The organism is Actinospica sp. (assembly GCF_035552695.1).
GTDB lineage: Bacteria > Actinomycetota > Actinomycetes > Streptomycetales > Catenulisporaceae > Actinospica.
Window position 1 is genome coordinate 1 of record NZ_DASZKT010000168.1, and the last position, 17133, is coordinate 17133.

At 67.7% G+C, this 17133-nt stretch carries 11 protein-coding genes; 6 read left to right on the plus strand and 5 right to left on the minus strand.

Annotated features, from left to right (window positions below):
* Positions 1-489, plus strand: a 489-nt coding sequence (locus VG296_RS19940) for a G1 family glutamic endopeptidase (RefSeq protein ID WP_325567761.1), incomplete at its 5' end; no start/stop codon positions are given.
* A gap of 94 nt (positions 490-583) precedes the next feature.
* On the opposite strand, the gene VG296_RS19945 is transcribed toward VG296_RS19940, so the two are convergent.
* A complete protein-coding gene (locus VG296_RS19945; protein WP_325567763.1) occupies positions 584-2479 on the minus strand; it encodes an arabinofuranosidase catalytic domain-containing protein in 1896 nt (631 codons plus the stop codon).
* A 314-nt stretch (positions 2480-2793) separates the two neighbouring features.
* Between VG296_RS19945 and VG296_RS19950 the strand changes: the two genes are divergently transcribed.
* Positions 2794-4494, plus strand: a complete 1701-nt coding sequence (locus tag VG296_RS19950) for a beta-1,3-glucanase family protein (RefSeq protein WP_325567765.1) — start codon at positions 2794-2796, stop codon at positions 4492-4494.
* A 10-nt stretch (positions 4495-4504) separates the two neighbouring features.
* Positions 4505-6343: a glycoside hydrolase family 76 protein gene (locus VG296_RS19955; RefSeq protein ID WP_325567767.1), complete on the plus strand. Its 1839-nt coding sequence runs from the start codon at positions 4505-4507 to the stop codon at positions 6341-6343.
* Between the two features lie 43 nt (positions 6344-6386).
* Here VG296_RS19955 and VG296_RS19960 read toward each other — a convergent pair whose 3' ends face one another.
* The 3 genes from VG296_RS19960 to VG296_RS19970 form a co-directional block, all read right to left on the minus strand.
* On the minus strand, positions 6387-6926 hold the full coding sequence (locus tag VG296_RS19960; RefSeq protein WP_325567769.1) for a hypothetical protein: 540 nt from the start codon (positions 6924-6926) through the stop codon (positions 6387-6389).
* A gap of 121 nt (positions 6927-7047) precedes the next feature.
* On the minus strand, positions 7048-9957 hold the full coding sequence (locus tag VG296_RS19965; RefSeq protein WP_325567771.1) for a helix-turn-helix transcriptional regulator: 2910 nt from the start codon (positions 9955-9957) through the stop codon (positions 7048-7050).
* A gap of 384 nt (positions 9958-10341) precedes the next feature.
* A complete protein-coding gene (locus VG296_RS19970; protein WP_325567772.1) occupies positions 10342-11109 on the minus strand; it encodes an NYN domain-containing protein in 768 nt (255 codons plus the stop codon).
* A gap of 210 nt (positions 11110-11319) precedes the next feature.
* Here VG296_RS19970 and VG296_RS19975 point away from each other — a divergent pair, with 210 nt between their 5' ends.
* Entirely contained in the window at positions 11320-12747 is a 1428-nt protein-coding gene (locus tag VG296_RS19975) for a sialidase family protein (RefSeq protein ID WP_325567774.1), read from the plus strand.
* 94 nt (positions 12748-12841) lie between these two features.
* A complete protein-coding gene (locus VG296_RS19980; RefSeq protein ID WP_325567776.1) occupies positions 12842-14980 on the plus strand; it encodes a beta-propeller fold lactonase family protein in 2139 nt (712 codons plus the stop codon).
* Positions 14981-15023: 43 nt separating this feature from the next.
* Here VG296_RS19980 and VG296_RS19985 read toward each other — a convergent pair whose 3' ends face one another.
* Positions 15024-15746 carry a VOC family protein gene (locus VG296_RS19985; protein WP_325567778.1) on the minus strand — a complete coding sequence of 241 codons (723 nt, stop codon included), beginning with the start codon at positions 15744-15746 and terminating at the stop codon, positions 15024-15026.
* A gap of 192 nt (positions 15747-15938) precedes the next feature.
* Here VG296_RS19985 and VG296_RS19990 point away from each other — a divergent pair, with 192 nt between their 5' ends.
* The gene (locus tag VG296_RS19990; RefSeq protein WP_325567780.1) at positions 15939-17060 is read left to right on the plus strand and encodes a glycoside hydrolase family 19 protein; all 1122 of its coding nucleotides are present in this window, start codon (positions 15939-15941) and stop codon (positions 17058-17060) included.
* Positions 17061-17133: the final 73 nt, after the last annotated feature.

Sequence of the window (17133 nt, forward strand, 5' to 3'; positions counted from 1 at the left end):
TACGCCCCCTGGGTCGGCATCGACGGGTACGGCACCTCCACCGTCGAGCAGACCGGGGTGGCGACCGACTGCTCCAGCGGCAGCCCGGTGGACGAGCCCTGGTACGAGATGTACCCGGCGAACCCGGTCTACCTCAACACCAGCACGTACCCGGCGTCGGCCGGCGACAAGATCTCCGCCTCGGTGACCTACGCCGGGAGCCGCAAGTACACCCTGAAGCTCACCGACTCCACGCGCGGCTGGACCTACACCACGTCCAAGTCCCTCTCCGCGTCGCGGGCCAGCGCCGAGGTCATCATCGAGTCGCCGACCGGGTCGTACCCCAACTTCGGCACGCTCAACTTCTCCTCGGCCACCATCAACGGCTCCTCCCTGGGGTCCTTCAGCCCGACCGCGCTCGACCCGAGCTCGAACGGCACCTACGAGGCGCGCACCAGCGCGCTCGGCTCCAGCGGCACCAGTTTCTCCGAGACGTTCCTGCACCAGTAGGACGAGTAGGACGACTAGGAGTCGTCGCACCAAGTCAGCAGCGCTGGTGGGCACCCGCGGCCTCGCGGATGCCCACCAGTTCGGCGTTGGAACGCTAGCCGAGCGCGAACTTCTGCTCGGCGCTGCCGTTGCAGGTGCTGATCTGCAGCTGGGTGCCGTTGGCGGTGTTGGCGCCGGGGTCGTCGAGGCAGAGGCCTGATTGCGGGTTGAGCAGCGATCCGTTGCTCTGCTGCTGCCAGACCTGGCCGCCCACGCCGTTGCAGTCGTAGAGCTCTACCTTGGTCCCGACGGCGGTGCCGTTGCCGTCGATGTCCAGGCAGCGGCCGAGGGTTTCCAATGAGCCATTGGAGTTGTGGTACCAGTGCTGGTCGGCGGCATAGGGCTGGCAGTTCCACAGTTGGACGTTCGTAAGGTTGACGCCGTTGTCGTCGCCGGCGACGTCCACGCACTGGCTGCCCGGAGCGTCGATGGTGCCGCCGCCGTTGACCGAGAAGGCCTGCGCCGGGGTGCTGTTGCAGGTGTAGATCTGCAGTTGGGTGCCGTTGGCGGTGTTGGCGCCCGGGTCATCCAGGCAGAGTCCTGATTGCGGGTTGAGCAGCGATCCGTTGCTCTGCTGGATCCACTTCTGGCCGCCGACGCCATTGCAGTCCCAGAGCTCCACCTTCGTGCCGACTGCGGTGCCGTCGCCGTCGATGTCCAGGCAGCGGCCGAGGGTTTCGAGCGAGCCGTCCGAGTTGTGTGTCCAGTGCTGGTCGATGGCGTAGGACTGGCAGCCCCAGAGTTGTACGTGGGTCAAGTCGGCGCCGGTGTCGTCGCCGTCGACGTCCACGCACTGGCCGCCGGGAAGAGTGATGGTGTTGCCGGAGGCCTGCGGGCTGCCGCCGCTGTTGCCGGAGTATCCGGCGGCGACGATGTCGGCCTGAACGGCCTGGTCCGCCGCGTCGGTCGGCTTGCCGGAGGTGACCACGCCCTCGAAGAAGGTGCCCATCGAAGCGTTGCTGTTGTCGCCGCCGGTGCCCAGGACGATGGCGCCCTCCAGGGACATCGGCGTGTAGCCGCCGGACGGAAGCGCGCCGTTGTACCAGGTGTTGAGCGAGCCGGATTGCGCGTTGCCGCCCTCGATCTCGAAGGTGGTCTGGTTGTCGCTCTTGAGCATCGCGGTGACGAACTGGCTGTTGTTTCCGGCGTTCGCCGGATCGGCGCCGGCGCCCTGGTAGAGGCCGTTCTCCAGGTCGCCCGCGACCCATGGGCCGCTGCCGGTGCACGGCGAGGACCAGCAGGTGGTGCCGAGGTTGACGGCCTCCATGTGGCCGTTGCCGTTGTCGTCGTTGTTGACCTCGGCGTTGCCGTAGTCGAAGCAGCAGCCGCTGTTGACGTGCGTGCCGCTGGCGACCATGTACGCGCCTTGGGCCTGGCCGCCGACGGGTATGCCGCTGGTGTTGTCGTCGCGATAGCCGACGCCGGGACCCACGTACAGGCCGTAGACCTTCTGGCCCCCGACGATCACGTGCGCCGCGTTGGGGTTCGCCGGCACGTCGCCGTTGTGGTTGGCGCCGCCCCCGCCCTCGATGACGAGGTCGTTATGTTTCGGCGACTGGTCGTAGATCTTCGTGATCGTACAGGCGGTATCTGCGCAGAACACGTCCTGTGCATCAGAGTTGGCATATCCGCCAGCTGACAGCAGTCCGATGTCCGTGGTGGCGCCGTCGGAAGCGCGCCTGATCTGGTAGAGCGGCCCGTTGTACGAGGTGTAGAGCGCGCGCACGGTGCTGTGCGCCGCGACGCACGAGGTGCCGTCGGCGGCGTAGATGTCGCAGGGCAGCGAGGGGGAGGCGGCCGAAGCGGCGCCGGGCACGGCTATGAGTACGCCGAGTACCAGCACCGCGGCGGCGCCGAGCGAGACGGCGGTCCGGCGCCGCAGCCGGTGCCTGATCCAGGAGCGCGCGGCAGCGAGCGCGGCCGCCATACGGGCACGACGATATGAAGCCATGGCATTGCCTTCTTGGAGTGGGTATATGTACATTGATCCGCGCCGAGCGTGGTAGCGGCACGGTGGACGCCGGGATGAGGGCGGATCGTCGACTGTTCGAGGAGGGAAGCTACGGCGGCCGTTCGATTCCGTCAACATGCGGGGTGTTTTGTTGATCGATGTTCACGTCGCCATGAATTGCCTGCGCGGAGGCGGTTGACGGATGGCCTAGACCTTTCCATACTCTGAGCCAGTCGGCGTATCGGAAACGTTTCCGGCAGCGGCAGCGCACCACCCACATATCCGCGCACCGTGCACGAGGGAGTGCCATACCCATGATCAGTCGTAGGAAGTTTTTGTCGGCGTCGGCCGTGGTAGTCGGTGGTTCGGCGCTGGGCATAGGCAGCGGGGCGCTGCTCGCGGGTGCCTCGGCGACGCCGGGGTCGTTGCAGATCGATATTCAGAACACGACGTCGTCGAGTGCGGTGTACGCGTATGTGACCGGTTTGGCGGTGAACAACGGCAACGCGCTGATGCTGCTGGAGTCCGACGGGCACACGGTGTACTACCCCTCGTCGCCGAGCGGCCCGGGTGCGGGGTTGGGGGCGAATTGTGCGATCGCGTTGGGTGGGCCGGGTTCGACGACGTCGATCACGATTCCGCAGATCGCGGGGGGTCGGATCTGGTTCTCGGTCGGTGCGCCGATCACGTTCCTGCTCAATCCGGGTCCGGCGTTGGTCGAGCCGTCGGTGAGCAACCCGTCGGACCCGAACATCGACATCCGGTGGGATTTTTGCGAGTTCACGTTCAACGCCTCGCAGATCTACGTGAACATCAGCTACGTCGACTTCGTCTCGATCCCGGTGTCCCTCGCGCTGACGAACTCCTCCGGCAGTGTGCAGACCGTGTCCGGGATGCCGGCGTCGGGGCTGAACACGGTGTGCTCGAACCTGATCGCGCAACACAATGCGGACGGCGCCGGCTGGGACCAACTCGTGGTCACCTCCGGCGGCAGCAATCTGCGCGCTTTGAGCCCGAACAACGGGATCGTACGCAACTCGGCGTTGTTCTCCGGCTACTTCCAGCCGTACGTCGACCAGGTGTGGTCCAAATACTCGAGCCAGGCGTTGACGGTGGACACCCAGGCCTCGTGGGGGTCGGTCGCCGGCACGGTGTCGGGTGGGACGCTGAACTTCCCGGGTGTGGCCGGGTTCGCGCAGCCCACGGCGGCGGACATCTTCTCCTGCTCGACCGGGCCGTTCGCCGACACCTCCGGGGAACGTGGCCCGTTGGTCGCCCGGATCAGCGCCGCGTTCAACCGCACCACCCTGCTGACCGACACCGACCAGCCCGACGGCGAGAACCCGGCGAACTTCTACCAGAACTCGGTCACCAACCACTACGCGCGGATCGTGCACGCCGCCAACCTCGACGGCCGCGGCTACGCCTTCCCCTACGACGACGTCACCCCCAACGGCGGCATCGACCAATCCGGGTTCGTCGCCGACCCCAACCCCACCCTGCTCACCATCGCCGTCGGCGGCGGCACCGCCACCGCAGGCGGCGGACCCACCCCCACCGCCACCGCCACAGCCACCTCCGGCGGCGGCACCGGGGGGACCGTGAGCGCGTACACCACGATCCAAGCCGCGAGCTACACCGGACACAACGGCACTCAGACCGAAACCACCACGGATGCAGGCGGCGGACAGGACGTCGGCTGGATCGCCAACGGCGACTGGCTCGCCTACAACAACATCGACTTCGGGACCACCGGCGCCACCCAGTTCAAGGCACGCGTCGCCTCCGGCGCCGCCGCAGGCGTCAGCGGCCTCGTCCAGGTAGCCCTCGACAGCCCCACCGCCACGCCGCTGGGCAGCTTCGCCATCGGCAACACCGGCGGCTGGCAAAACTGGCAAACCATACCCGCCAACATCACCACCACCACCGGCAAACACACCGTCTACCTCGTCTTCACCAGCGGCCAACCCGCCGACTTCGTGAACGTGCACTGGTTCACCTTCGGCCAGGCGTGAGCGCGGATCCGTGCGCAAAGTCCTGATCATCGTCGCCGCGTTCGCCGTGGCGTTCGTACCGCTTCTCGCCGCGGCACCGCACGCGAACGCGGCCACCACCGTGTGCGCGCTGTACTGCGACACCCGCGATCCTTCGCTCGCGCAGTCCGAGACGTTCCCGACGCCCAACGTGTACCAGAACGGGGACGTGATCGAGCTGCACGTCGACGATGCCGACGGCATGGCCTGGGCGAGCATCGACAACGGCCACCTGAACGACTCGACGTGGATCGACCGGTCCTGGGACGGCGGGAGCACCTGGGACGGACTGCTCGGCCAGGCCTCGATCCCGAGCGGTTGGACCGGTACACGAACCCTGATGTACAACATGTACGACCCCTCCAACCACCGCCGCGCGGTCGTGCGCGCCTGCGGTGACGCGAACGGGGTCGTCTGCACGAGTTGGGTCCACTCGCAGGTGTGCTCCGCCCGCTGCGACGGCGCCAGCGCCAGTGGCTCGACCGGCAACTATCAGCCGGTTCCCGACACCACGCTCGACGGGCGCGACATCTCGCTGCACGTCGATTCGAGCGGCATGGCCTGGGCGTCGATATCCGGCGGCGCTCCCGGCGACGAAGTCTGGATGGACCGGTCCTGGAATGGCGGCACGAGCTGGCCGGACGGATCGTCCGAGGGCCGGGTGAGCACGCCGTCGGGCGCGACCGGCACCCAGACCATTGAAGTGAACATCGACGACACGCTCGGCCGGCTCTACGGGGGAGCGGTGCGCGCGTGCGGCCGGGCCGTGACCGGTCAGAACGGCAGCTGCACCGCGTGGACGCGCGCCGACGCCGTGCACACGAGCGCCGCTGCCGACGCGCTGATGTACTCCTACGACCCCTACAACGCCTGGTGGCCGTCGAGCTGGTGGAACTCCGCCGTCGCACTGATCTCGATCATCGACTACACCCGGCAGTCCGGCGATACGCAGTACAAGTGGATCATCGACCGGACCTTCCAGGTCAACAAGGTCGCGTTCCCCGCCGGGACACGCAGCACCGACCCGATCCAGGGCGACTTCATCAGCACCGCCACCGACGACACCGAATGGTGGGCGCTGGCCTGGATCGACGCGTACGACCTGACCGGGAACCAGACGTACCTCAACGAGGCCGTCACCATCATGAACTACGTCAACACCATGTGGGACACGAGCAGTTGCGGCGGCGGCGTGTGGTGGAACACGCAGGACACGTACAAGAACGCGGTGACCAACGGCCTGTACGTGCTCCTCACCGCGTCCCTGCACAACCGCATCGCCGGCGACACGTCGTGGCTGACGAAGGCGACCACCGCATGGAACTGGTTCCAGGCCAGCGGGATGATCAACTCCTCCGGTCTGGTCAACGACGGACTGAGCTCGTCTTGCGGTAACAACGGCGGCACGGTCTGGAGCTACAACCAGGGCCTGGCCATCGGCGCCGCCACCGAGATGTACCACGCCACCGGCAACGCCTCGGACCTCAGCGAGGCACAGCACCTCGCCAACTCGGCCGTGAACTCGCCCTCGCTGGTTTCCAACGGCCTGCTCACAGAATCCTGCGACAGCCTCACCACGACCTGCGACGACAACCAGAAGCAGTTCAAGGGCATCTTCATGCGCTACCTCGGCGCCCTGAACAACGCCGTCGGCGGCGGCACGTACACCGGATTCATCAACACTCAGACCAACTCCCTGTGGAACAACGACCGCGACACGCTCAACGAGTTCGGCGAACGCTGGTCCGGTCAGACTTCGAGCACGAACCCGAACGTCAGCGACTGGCGCACGCAGGCCAGCGCGCTGGAGGCGCTGCTGGCCGCGCCGTGACGCCGAACCCTCGCCCGCGACTTGGGACGGCCCGGCCCGACGGCTAGGAATCCGAGCTGAGGACTCTGATGCAGTCCCGGATCTCGGCGAGGATGAGGTTCTGCTCTCGAAGCTGTTCCGTCGCCGCGCAGGCGCCGTGGGCTTGCTCCTGTACCAAGGCGAACTCGCTGAACCGCTGGCCCAGGACGGCGAGTTCGCGGGACAGCCGCGCGGAGTGAAGGGCCTCGGATTCGGCGAGGTGCGCCACGATCGAGTTCGTGGCCTTCATCTCGCGCAGGAGCTGCGACGTCACGTCACGCAGCGCGGCCCCGAGGCCGTCGTCGCGGCTCAAGGCGGTTTCGAGGTTCAGGGCGAACTCGTCGATGACCGCTTGGAGGTCGATCTCTTCTTCGTCTTCCCCGTTCCCGCGCACCGAGTCAACTGCCTGCCTTGCCATACCGGCGAGGGCCTCGGCGCCGACGTTGCCGGCTATGCCCATCCAGGCGAGCGCGGCCGGACCCGATACTCCCGCCGTTGTGAGCAGGGGAGCGAACGCACTCGCGCAAAGCAGTGCGACCAGCGACGTTCCCGCGGTGTCGCGCATCCTTCCGAACCGGTTCCCGGCGTGACGCAGAGCCGCACGCGGTTGTTTCGGAGGCTCATGGCCGTCGTCGTCCCGTGGCTCTTCCATCGCGTATTACCTCCCTGAGATCCGCGCGGATCGGCTAAGCGAGAAGGTCGAGGCGGTGCGCGGCGGCTGCCGCCTCCGTGCGCGTCGCGGCGCCGAGCTTGACCAGGATGTTCGAGACGTGGGTGCTCGCGGTCTTCGTGGCTATGTGCAGCTTGGTGCCGATCTGGCCGTTGGTCAGTCCCTCGGCCATGAGCCGGAGCACCTCCGTCTCGCGCTGGGTCAGCGGCGTCAGCAGGGAGCGCATCGGGGGCGAAGCTGGTTCGGCCGCCGGGTCGTCTGTGTCGTGCGCGAGTGTGTCGAGAGCTTCGAGGAGCGGACGCATACCCGTGTGATGCGCGACGGAGTGGGCCCGACTCATGAGTTCCGCGGCGCGGTCCGGTGCCTTGGTCTTGTGGGCCGACTGGGCGCAGCGCCAGAGGATGTACGCGACGTGGTGGGGCGGAGTGTAGGAGGAGTGGGCCACGGTGAGCGCCGTCTCCCACTTCGCGTCGGTATCAGCGCCCTCCCATCGGGCGTATTCGGCTTCGGCGATGGCGGCGCACACGGCTGAGTAGGGGTAAGGCGTGGCCTGCCGGGGTGCCAGCTCGCGGATATACACGATGGATTCGGCGCTTTCCGGGTCGGGCTCGCTTCCTTGGGCGCGCTGGGTTTCGGCGTGGTCGGCCTCCGCCTGCGCCACGGTCATGATCAGGGGCCAGACGTATTCGTCGAGCGCGGTGATGTCGGCGCAGCTGAGCTGGGCGATGCGCTGGAGGGCGAGGCGGACGTCCCCGATGCGGCCGTTGACGCGTGCGAGCTCCGCTTCCGTCCGCGCCAGCGGGACGATGAACTGCGCCTCGGCAGTGGTTCGGCCGCCGGTCTGCCAACCGCGGTCCACGAACGTCGCCGCGTCGTCGTATTGGCCGCGCCACAAGGCGATGTCGGCCAGCAGCCCCCAGATCCCCGCCGCGTAGACACCTGGGCAATCGCTTTCGATGGCGTCGTTGAGGATCGTGACGGCCTGGTCCCATCGACCGAGCGGGACGAGCGCCTCGACGGTGTTGATGTACAGCAGCGCCTCGTAGGCTCTCGGGAGGCCGAGGCGCAGCGACAACAGGGCGTCCTGCGCCACTTCGAGAGCTTCGGCATGGCGGCCGACGGTGTTGAGTGCCGTGGAGAGATTGATCGCGGAACGCCCCGACAGCGCGATGTCGCCGAGCTCGACGGCCTCTCGCCGAGCTTGGCGCAGCATCACGAAGCCACGATCCGGGTCGTTCGCGGCGACTGCCATGCACCAGCCCAGCACATTGCGCATGTGGATCTCATCGATCTTGCGGTCGGCGCGGCGAGCGAGCTCTATCCCTTCGTTGACGACGACGAGCGCTTCCGAGTACCGGGAAGTCGAGAACAACGCGGCCGCGAGTATGACGTAGGCGGAGACGGCTTCCTCCACCTGGCCGATCGCCAGCAGAATGATGATCGCGGCGCGTAGATCCTCGGTGCCGTCGCCCTGCCCGATCACCTTGGCGCTCTTGGCGCGCTCGATCAGGAACCGCGCCTTCAAGCCGAGGTCGGCATCGTCGTGCGCGAGCTTTGTGAGGCCTGCGTCGGTGAGGCGTAGCGCGCGACCGTCCTGTCCCGCCTTTCCGGCCGCGACCGCCGCGCGGTACAGCAGTTGCTCCTGCGCGGGGCGTACCGTCAGATCCACCATGGACCACAGCTCGAGTGCGAGTTCGAGCATGCGCAGCTCCTCCGCGAACGCGAAGCGGGAGGCGGCGACCTCGGCCGCGCGCACCAGGGCCGGGAAGGCGTTCTTCACGTTGTGCGCAGCATGCCAGTGGCGGGCGATCTCCGAGGCGTTCTCGTCGAGAGCGCCGACGCCGCTCTCCTCGAGAGCCTCCGCATAGGTGCGGTGCAGCACGACGAGGTCGCCGGGCATGAGGTCCTGCTCGACCGCCTCGTGGGTGAGCGCGTGATGGAATCGGTAGCCGGTGTGTTCGGCGGTCAGGATGATGATGCCCTCGGTCACTGCCGGCCGCAGAGCGTCGGACAGCTGCTGGTTCGACAGCCCCGAGACCTTTATCAGCAGGCCGTGGCTCACCTCCATACCGCCGGCCGCGAGCGTGCGCAGAACGACGCGCGTGGGCTCGGGCAGCCGGTAGACCCGGCTGATCAGCATCTCGCGCAGGGAGCTCGGCAGCGTCTGGCCGCTTCGGCCGAGGTCCCGAGCGAGCATCTCGGTGAAGTACGGGTTGCCCTGGCCCCTGCCGTAGATCTGCTGCATGTCGCCCTGGGCGACCTCGTCACCGAGCAGCGCGCGCACCTGCGCGGCCACTTCCGGCAGCCGGAAGGGCTTGAGCTCGACGCGCTCAGCCGTGCGCTGGCGTTCCAGAGTGGCCAGCAGTCCGGCCAGTTGCGGCCTGAGCCGGTACAGGTCGGTGCGGTAGGTCGCGATGAGCACGACGCCGGCCCGCAGCGATCGGGCGAGGAAGGTCAGCAGCGCGGCCGTGGCGCTGTCCGCGTCGTGAACGTCCTCGAATATGAGCACCACCGCCGCGATCCGGGAGACCTTCTCGACCAGGCCGAGGATCGGATGAAACGCCTGCTCGGGCGCTCTGCGGGTATCGGCGTCCGGCAGCAGGCCCGCGAGCGGCTCTCCGGACGGAGCGTCGACGAGCCCTGCCGTCCGTGGATCGTCGAGCAGTCCGCGCAGCAGTTGACCGAGCGGCGCCAGCGGCACGCCGTGCACCCCGTACTCGACGCAGGCCCCGACCGCGAAGAAGATGCCGCGGCCGGTCAGCCTTCGGCCGGCCTCCTCGATCAGCCTGGTCTTGCCGATCCCGGCCTCCCCGCCGATCAGCAACAGGCTCGACTCGCCGTGCTCGGCACGGTCGACCGCGCCGAGAATCGTCGCCAGCTCCTGATCGCGCCCAACGAACGGCGAGTCCGCCAGTCTGTCACCCACGAGCGCAATGCTCGCATGATCGGGCGCGTCGAGCGAGTATTGCAGCATATTGCTTCTCCGGATCTCCACCACGGCTGGAATACCGCCATCATGGTCTCCCGGTGGCAGTTGGACATCGGTCACGTGCCTGGTATTAAACGGCGTTCTCAGCCCTCAGGTACCCTAGACCAAAATCCGGACGGCGGCGCACGTAGCTGCGCGTATACCGGACGGATACTCCCAGCTGAAAACCGGGGTGACACCGGCTCAGCTCGTCGCCGAATGCGCGCGGTCGCCGATTCTGTTGAATCATGTACAACCTCGGAGTCTGATTTATGGTCCACTATTAGGACCAATCAAAGACCGCGGTTCAACCAATTCCTCGGCGGAATTGCAAAGATTCCGTCAGCTCGCCTGGTACCGCTTGTCGCGCACGAACAGCACCTGGGGCTTGCCCTCGCCGGGACTGCGCTTCTGCGTGTCGAACAGGTCGGTCGCGGCCATCAGGTCGCTGAGCTTCGCGAGGCCGTAGGTCCGGGAGTCGAAGTCCGGCTGCTGCTTGGTGATGATGTGGCCGACGTTGGCGAGCGGGGCCCAGCCGTCCTCGTCGGAGGCCGCCTCCACGGCGTTGCGCAGCTGGTTCACGAGCTTCGCGTCGTTCCGGAGCTTGGCCGCGGACGCGCCGCGGGCCGGTTTGGCCGCGGGACCGGGCGTCACGTCGTCGTCCTTGGCGTAGGCCAGGTTCTCGATGTAGACGAACTTGTCGCAGGCGGCGACGAACGGCTTGGGCGTCTTGCGCTCGCCGAACCCGTAGACCGTCAGGCCGGACTCGCGGATTCGGGCGGCCAAACGGGTGAAGTCGCTGTCGCTGGAGACGATGCAGAACCCGTCGAAGCGCCCGGAGTAGAGCAGGTCCATCGCGTCGATGACCATGGCCGTGTCGGTGGCGTTCTTGCCGACGGTGTAGGCGAACTGCTGGATCGGTTGGATCGACTGCGTGAGCAGTTGGTCCTTCCAGCCCTTGAGGCTGGTCCCGGTCCAGTCGCCGTAGGCGCGCTTGACGTGCGCCGTGCCGTATTTGGCGACCTCCGCGAGCAACTCCTCGACGATCCCCGGCTTCGCGTTGTCCGCGTCGATGAGTACTGCCAGCTTCAAGGAGTTCTCGCCCGCCACGCCGCTCTTCCTTCGCTAGAGGTAGCCCCGGCCAGGATAGTCCGCCGCTCCGTCCGGCGGGCGTTGGACGGGCGCGCGACAGTGCCAAATCTTTGCGATCCAGCCGCTGGGCATCCGTGGGGATCAGAGCTAACTATGTCGCGAGGCGTCCGCACGCGATCCGCGCGGCCGTCGGCGATCACCCACCATGTGCCCACCCAGAAGGTCACCATGAATCATCGCGCTCTTCGTTCGACCCTCGCGGCGCTCGTGGCCGCGGCGAGTGCCGTCGCGCTGGCGACGGCGGCCGGCCCGGCCGCCGCGGCCTCCCACGCCGGCGTCGCGCTGACCCAGGTCAGCAGCGACCCCTACACCGACACCCAGGCGCAGCACGCGACCGAGGTCGAGCCGGACATCTTCAGCTACGGCAGCACCATCGTGTCGGCGTTCCAGGTCGGCCGCGTCTCCGGTGGCGGTGCCTCCAACATCGGCTGGTCCCGGTCCACTGACGGCGGCAGCACCTGGACCCACGGCTACCTGCCGGACACCACCGCCAACACCGGCGGCAAGTATTCGACCGCCAGTGACGCGAGCGTCGCCTACGACGCCGCCCACGGCGAGTGGCTCATCTCGTATCTCGGCATCCTGAGCAACGGCAACGTGGACGTGGACGTCAGCCGCTCCACCAACGGCAGCACCTGGGGCAACCCGGTGGCCGTGGCGACCGGGACGTTCTACGACAAGAACTGGACCGTCTGCGACAACCACTCGTCGAGCCCGTACTACGGCCACTGCTATACCGAGTTCGACACCGCGGCGGGCAACGACACCGAGGACATGAGCACGTCCACCAACGGCGGCGCGAGCTGGAGCGCGCTGAAGCACCCCGCCGACAGCCCGAGCGGGATCGGCGGCCAGCCGGTGGTGCAGCCGAGCGGAACCGTGATCGTGCCCTTCGCCTCGGCCAGCGCCAACCAGGTCCGCGCCTTCGTGTCCACCAACGGCGGAACCAGTTGGGGTTCGAGCGTCCTGATCGCCACCACGCACCACCACACCGTGGCCGGCCTTTCGGACTCCGACGCCAGCATCAATCCGGCCGCCCTGCGCGAGAGCGTGCTGCCCTCGGCCGAGATCGACGGCGCGGGCAAGGTCTACGTTTCCTGGGCCGACTGCCGGTTCCGCAGCAGCTGTTCGAGCAATGACATCATCCTCTCCAGGTCGACCAACGGCGCCTCGTGGTCGACTCCCGCGCGCGTGCCGATCGACGCGGTCACGAGCACGGACGACCACTTCACGCCAGGTCTCGGCGTTGACGCCTCCACCTCGGGCACCACGACGCGGATCGGGCTCGCGTACTACTACTACCCGGTCGCCAAGTGCACCACGTCCACCTGCCAGCTGGACGTCGGCTACATATCCTCGACGAACGGCGGCAGCACCTGGTCGGCGCCCACCCAGCTGGCCGGGTCGATGAAGGACACCTGGCTGCCCAACACAAGCCAGGGACGGATGTTCGGGGACTACATCGCCACGACCGTCCTGGCCGGCGGCAGCGCCATCACGGTCGTCCCGGTCGCCGCCGCGAACAGCGGCACGACCTTCCACATGGCCATGTACACGCCGACCGGCGGGCTGCCGATCAGCGGCGGCGCCAGGTAATACGGGGAATTCATGCCGGCGTCCCGTTGCGGGGACGCCGGCCTGAATGGCGTCCCCGGACGGGATCCGGCGGGCCGGGCAGAGGGGAAGAATCATGACGGACAGGCCAAGGCAGCGGCGTTCGCACGCGCTCACGTGCGCGGTCGCACTCGCTCTCGTCCTCGGTGCGGCGGGAACCTCCGCCGCCGAGGCCGCCGCCAGCACTACCAACACCGCCAGCACTACAGACACCGCCACCACTACCAACGCGGCATCCGGCGCCGCGGCCACTGCCGCGCTCGCCACGCCGCGGCTGTACGTGACCAGCGGCTCGGCGGGAACCCTGACCGGGGTGGACGCGACCACCGGTGCCGTGCGTACGAAGGCGGAGCTCACCCAGCCGCGCGGGGTCGGCTTCATCCCGCTTCAGCTCGCGTCCTCGCGCAACCGTCAGGTCATCTACGTTCTCTGCGACGGTAGCGATGGCGCGCTCGCGCCGTCCGTGAGCGGCACGCTCGTCGCCGTTGACGCGAATACGGACCAGGTGACCGGCACGGCGCCGATCGGTTTCAACGCGAACGGATTCGTGCTCTCCCGGGACGGCGGGTTCGCGTACGTCACCGGGCCACGCGACGTCTTCAAGGTGGATCTGGCCACGATGAGCGTGGTCGGGAAGTTCGCGGACCCGAATCTGGCCGCCTCGCCGGCGCTTTCCGGCGACGGCAGCAAGCTCTACGTGGTCGACGCCTACGGCAAGGACGTTGTATCGCTCGACACGTCGACGATGACCGCGAGCGCCTCGATCGCCGTGTCGAGCAACCTGCGCGCGACCGCGCTGTCGTCCGACGGGACCGAGCTGTACGTGCTTAACGACACGCGTCGGCTGACCGTCCTCAACACCAGCACGGACGCCGTGGTCGCCACCGTCGCCACGGCCGCGAACACGGACCAGCTCACGATGTCGCCCGAAGGGTCCCGGCTCTACGTCACGGGCCGCTCGGCCGGCGTGATCGACGTGGTGAACACCGCCACGAACAAGTTCTACAAGAAGATCGCGGTCGGCGCGTTCGACGGCGTGCGCTTCTCTCCGAGCGGCAAGACCGTCTACGCGGTAGGAGGTGGCGCCACCACGGCCACACTCTCCATCATCAATCAGGCCTCGGAGGCAGTCGAGTCGTCGGTGAGTATCACGGGCCAGTACGAGTCTCTCGCCGTGTCGCCGAACGGCGAGCAGGTGTGGGTGAATGGCCCTTCGAGCATCGCGACCGTCGATACGAAGACCGGCACCGTGGTGGCGACCCTCGACACGCCGCGAGACGACGGCGTCGCCTTCGGCGGCAAGGCCGGGAACGCCTTCGTCGCCGAGGAGCTGACCAACACCCTCAACGTCTACGACAGTGCGACCCTGCGGCAAGTGGCGACCGTGCCTGCGGCGTTCCGCTTCCCGTCAGCGGTCGCGGTCACCCCGAACGGCGAGACCGCGTACGTCACCTCGCAGTCCGGCAGCACGGTGCGCGCGGTGAACCTCGTCAGCGGAACGCCGACGGCGGACATCAGCGTGGGCGACGGGCCGAGCTCCATCACGGCCACGCCCGATGGCGAGTACGTCCTGGTGGTGAACAACACCGACAGCACCCTGTCAGTGATCGCCACGTCCACCGACACGGTGGTCGCGACCGTCTCGATTCCGGCCGGGGCGACGGAGGTGCGGGTGTCGCCGGACAGTCAGACGGCTTACGTGCTCGGCGGCGCCAACCTCACGTATGTAGAGTTATCGACATTCCAGGTTGCCGCCACGGTGAAACTCGCCGCGCTGAAGTACACCGAAGGACTCGCGCTCTCGCCCGACGGCTCCACGGCCTACGTCGACGGCGGCGCGACGATCGACGTCGTCGACACGGCGACGCAGACCGTCACCCGCACCCTGACCGAGGGCACGGCGTACAACGAGGGGCTCGCCGTTTCACCCGACGGCTCGACCCTGTACATCGCCGGCGGCGCGGCCGACCCGAACGCCGGAACCCTGTACGCGGTGGACATCGCGAGCGGAATGACCACCGCCAGTGTCACGGTCGGTCAAACCCCCTACGGCGTCGTGCTGAACGCGGCCGGCACCCGCGCGTACGTGGCGAATGAGGGCTCGAACGACGTATCCGTCGTCGACACCTCGGCCGCGAAGCTCGTGAGCACGTGGAAGTTCGGTACCGACTTCCTCGAATCGCCGATCGACGGGATCTTCTATTCGACCGACTGACACGTCCTCTGTGACGTTCGCGGTGACGTCCCCCGTGGCGCCCTCAGTCGCCCTGCACGGTCAGGCAGAACGGGTGTCCGGCCGGGTCGGTGAACACCCGGAAGGTCTCTCCGCCGGCCTCGAGCCTGGAGGCGCCGAGCTTGAGCGCGGCGGCCTCGACCGCGTCGATGTCCTCGACGAGGATGTCCAGGTGCGCCTGCTGCGGGTGCGCCGGGTCGGGCCACCGCGGCGGCGTGTACTGGCCTACCTGCTGGAACATCACGCTCTTGCCGCCGCCGACGATCAGCGCGCCCTCGGGGCCGTCGTAGGTGACCTCCATGTCGAGGAGCGCGCCGTAGAAGCGGGCGAGCGACGAAGCGTCGGGCGCGTCGATGGTGACGGCGAACAGCGCCATCTCCGGCCCGACGCCGTCCTTCTGGCAGAGGTCGAACGGGTGCCCGGCCGGGTCGGCCAGGGTGATCCAGCTCGCGCCGGTGGCGAGCCGGGTCGCACCGAGCGCCGTCGCCCGCTCGGCGGCCGCCTCGATCCCGTCCACCTGCAGGTCGAGGTGGAACTGCTGCGGCAGCTCCTGGCCCGGCCACTGCGGTGCGACGTGGTCGGGTGCGAGCTGGAAGGCGATCTCCTGCCCGTCGCCCGTCTCGATCGTGACCCAGTCGGAATCGCGCTGGACGACCTCCCACCCCGCGAGCTCGGTGTAGAAGGCGGCGAGCGCGTCGATGTCCGGCGCGTCGAGGGCGACGAGTTCCAAGCGTCCTGTCGTAGTCATGGATCCATCGTGCCCCCAGCCACCGACAGTCGCGCCTCGAGCGAGGCGGTTGAGGCGGGCGAGGCGGGATCCGGTGCGCCGCAACCAGTCCTGTTGGTTTAGACCAATCTTGCCCGAACTCTTGACTGGTCTGGACCATTGCCGCTAAGTGTGAGGTGACACCACTTCCACCAACCCACAAAGGAGTGGCAGATGACCCATACCCACACAGGAAGGCGGGCCCGATTGCTCGTGCTGCTGGCCTTTCTGGCCGGCGCGCTCGGGCTGACAACGTTCGCCATGCCGGTGCCCTCCGCACAGGCCGCGGTCACCAGCGCGGCCGCCAGTTGCAGCAGCTACCCGGCCTGGGTCGCGGGGCAGTACTACAACGTCGGCGCGATCGTCCAGTACCCGGCCAACGGCCAGGACTACATCGCCACGAACGCCAACCCGGGTTACGACCCCACCATCAGCACCTGGTACTGGTCGCCCTACACCTGCAGCGGTTCGAGTGGCGGCGGCACCAGCTGCAGCGGCTACCCGGCTTGGGTGGCGGGGCAGTACTACAACGTCGGCGCGATCGTGCAGTACCCGGCCAACGGCCAGTACTACATTGCGACCAACGCCAATCCGGGTTACGACCCGACCATCAGCACCTGGTACTGGTCGCCGTACTCCTGCAGCGGATCCGGCTCGGGCGGCGGAACCGGCGGAGGTAGCTCCGGCGGGTTCGTCGTGAGCGAGGCGCAGTTCGACCAGATGTTCCCGAACCGGAACTCCTTCTACACCTACAGTGGACTGGTCGCCGCGCTCAGCTCCTACCCGGCGTTCGCCACCACCGGCAGCACCACCGTGCAGCAGCAGGAGGCCGCGGCGTTCCTGGCGAATGTCGATCACGAGACCGGCGGACTGGTCTACATCAACGAGATCGACCAGTCCGGCGACTACTGCGCCAGCGAATCCTACGGCTGCCCCGCGGGCACCTACTCGTACTACGGCCGCGGACCGCTGCAGATCAGCTGGAACTTCAACTACGAAGCCGCCGGCAACGCCATCGGCCAGGACCTGCTCGACAACCCCAACCTCGTGTCCACCAACGCGGCCATCTCCTGGGAGACCGCACTCTGGTACTGGATGACCCAGACCGGCCCCGGCACCATGACCGGACACAACGCCATGGTCAACGGCGCCGGCTTCGGCCAGACCATCTGGGCCATCAACGGCAGTGTCGAATGCAACGGCGGCAACACCGCCGAGATGCAAGACCGCGTCAACGACTACGAATCCTTCACCTCCATCCTCGGCGTCAGCCCCGGCAACAACCTCACCTGCTGACACAACACACCCACCAACACAACACCCTGACCCACACCGGCTCCCCGGCGGCACACCTGCCACCGGGGAGCCG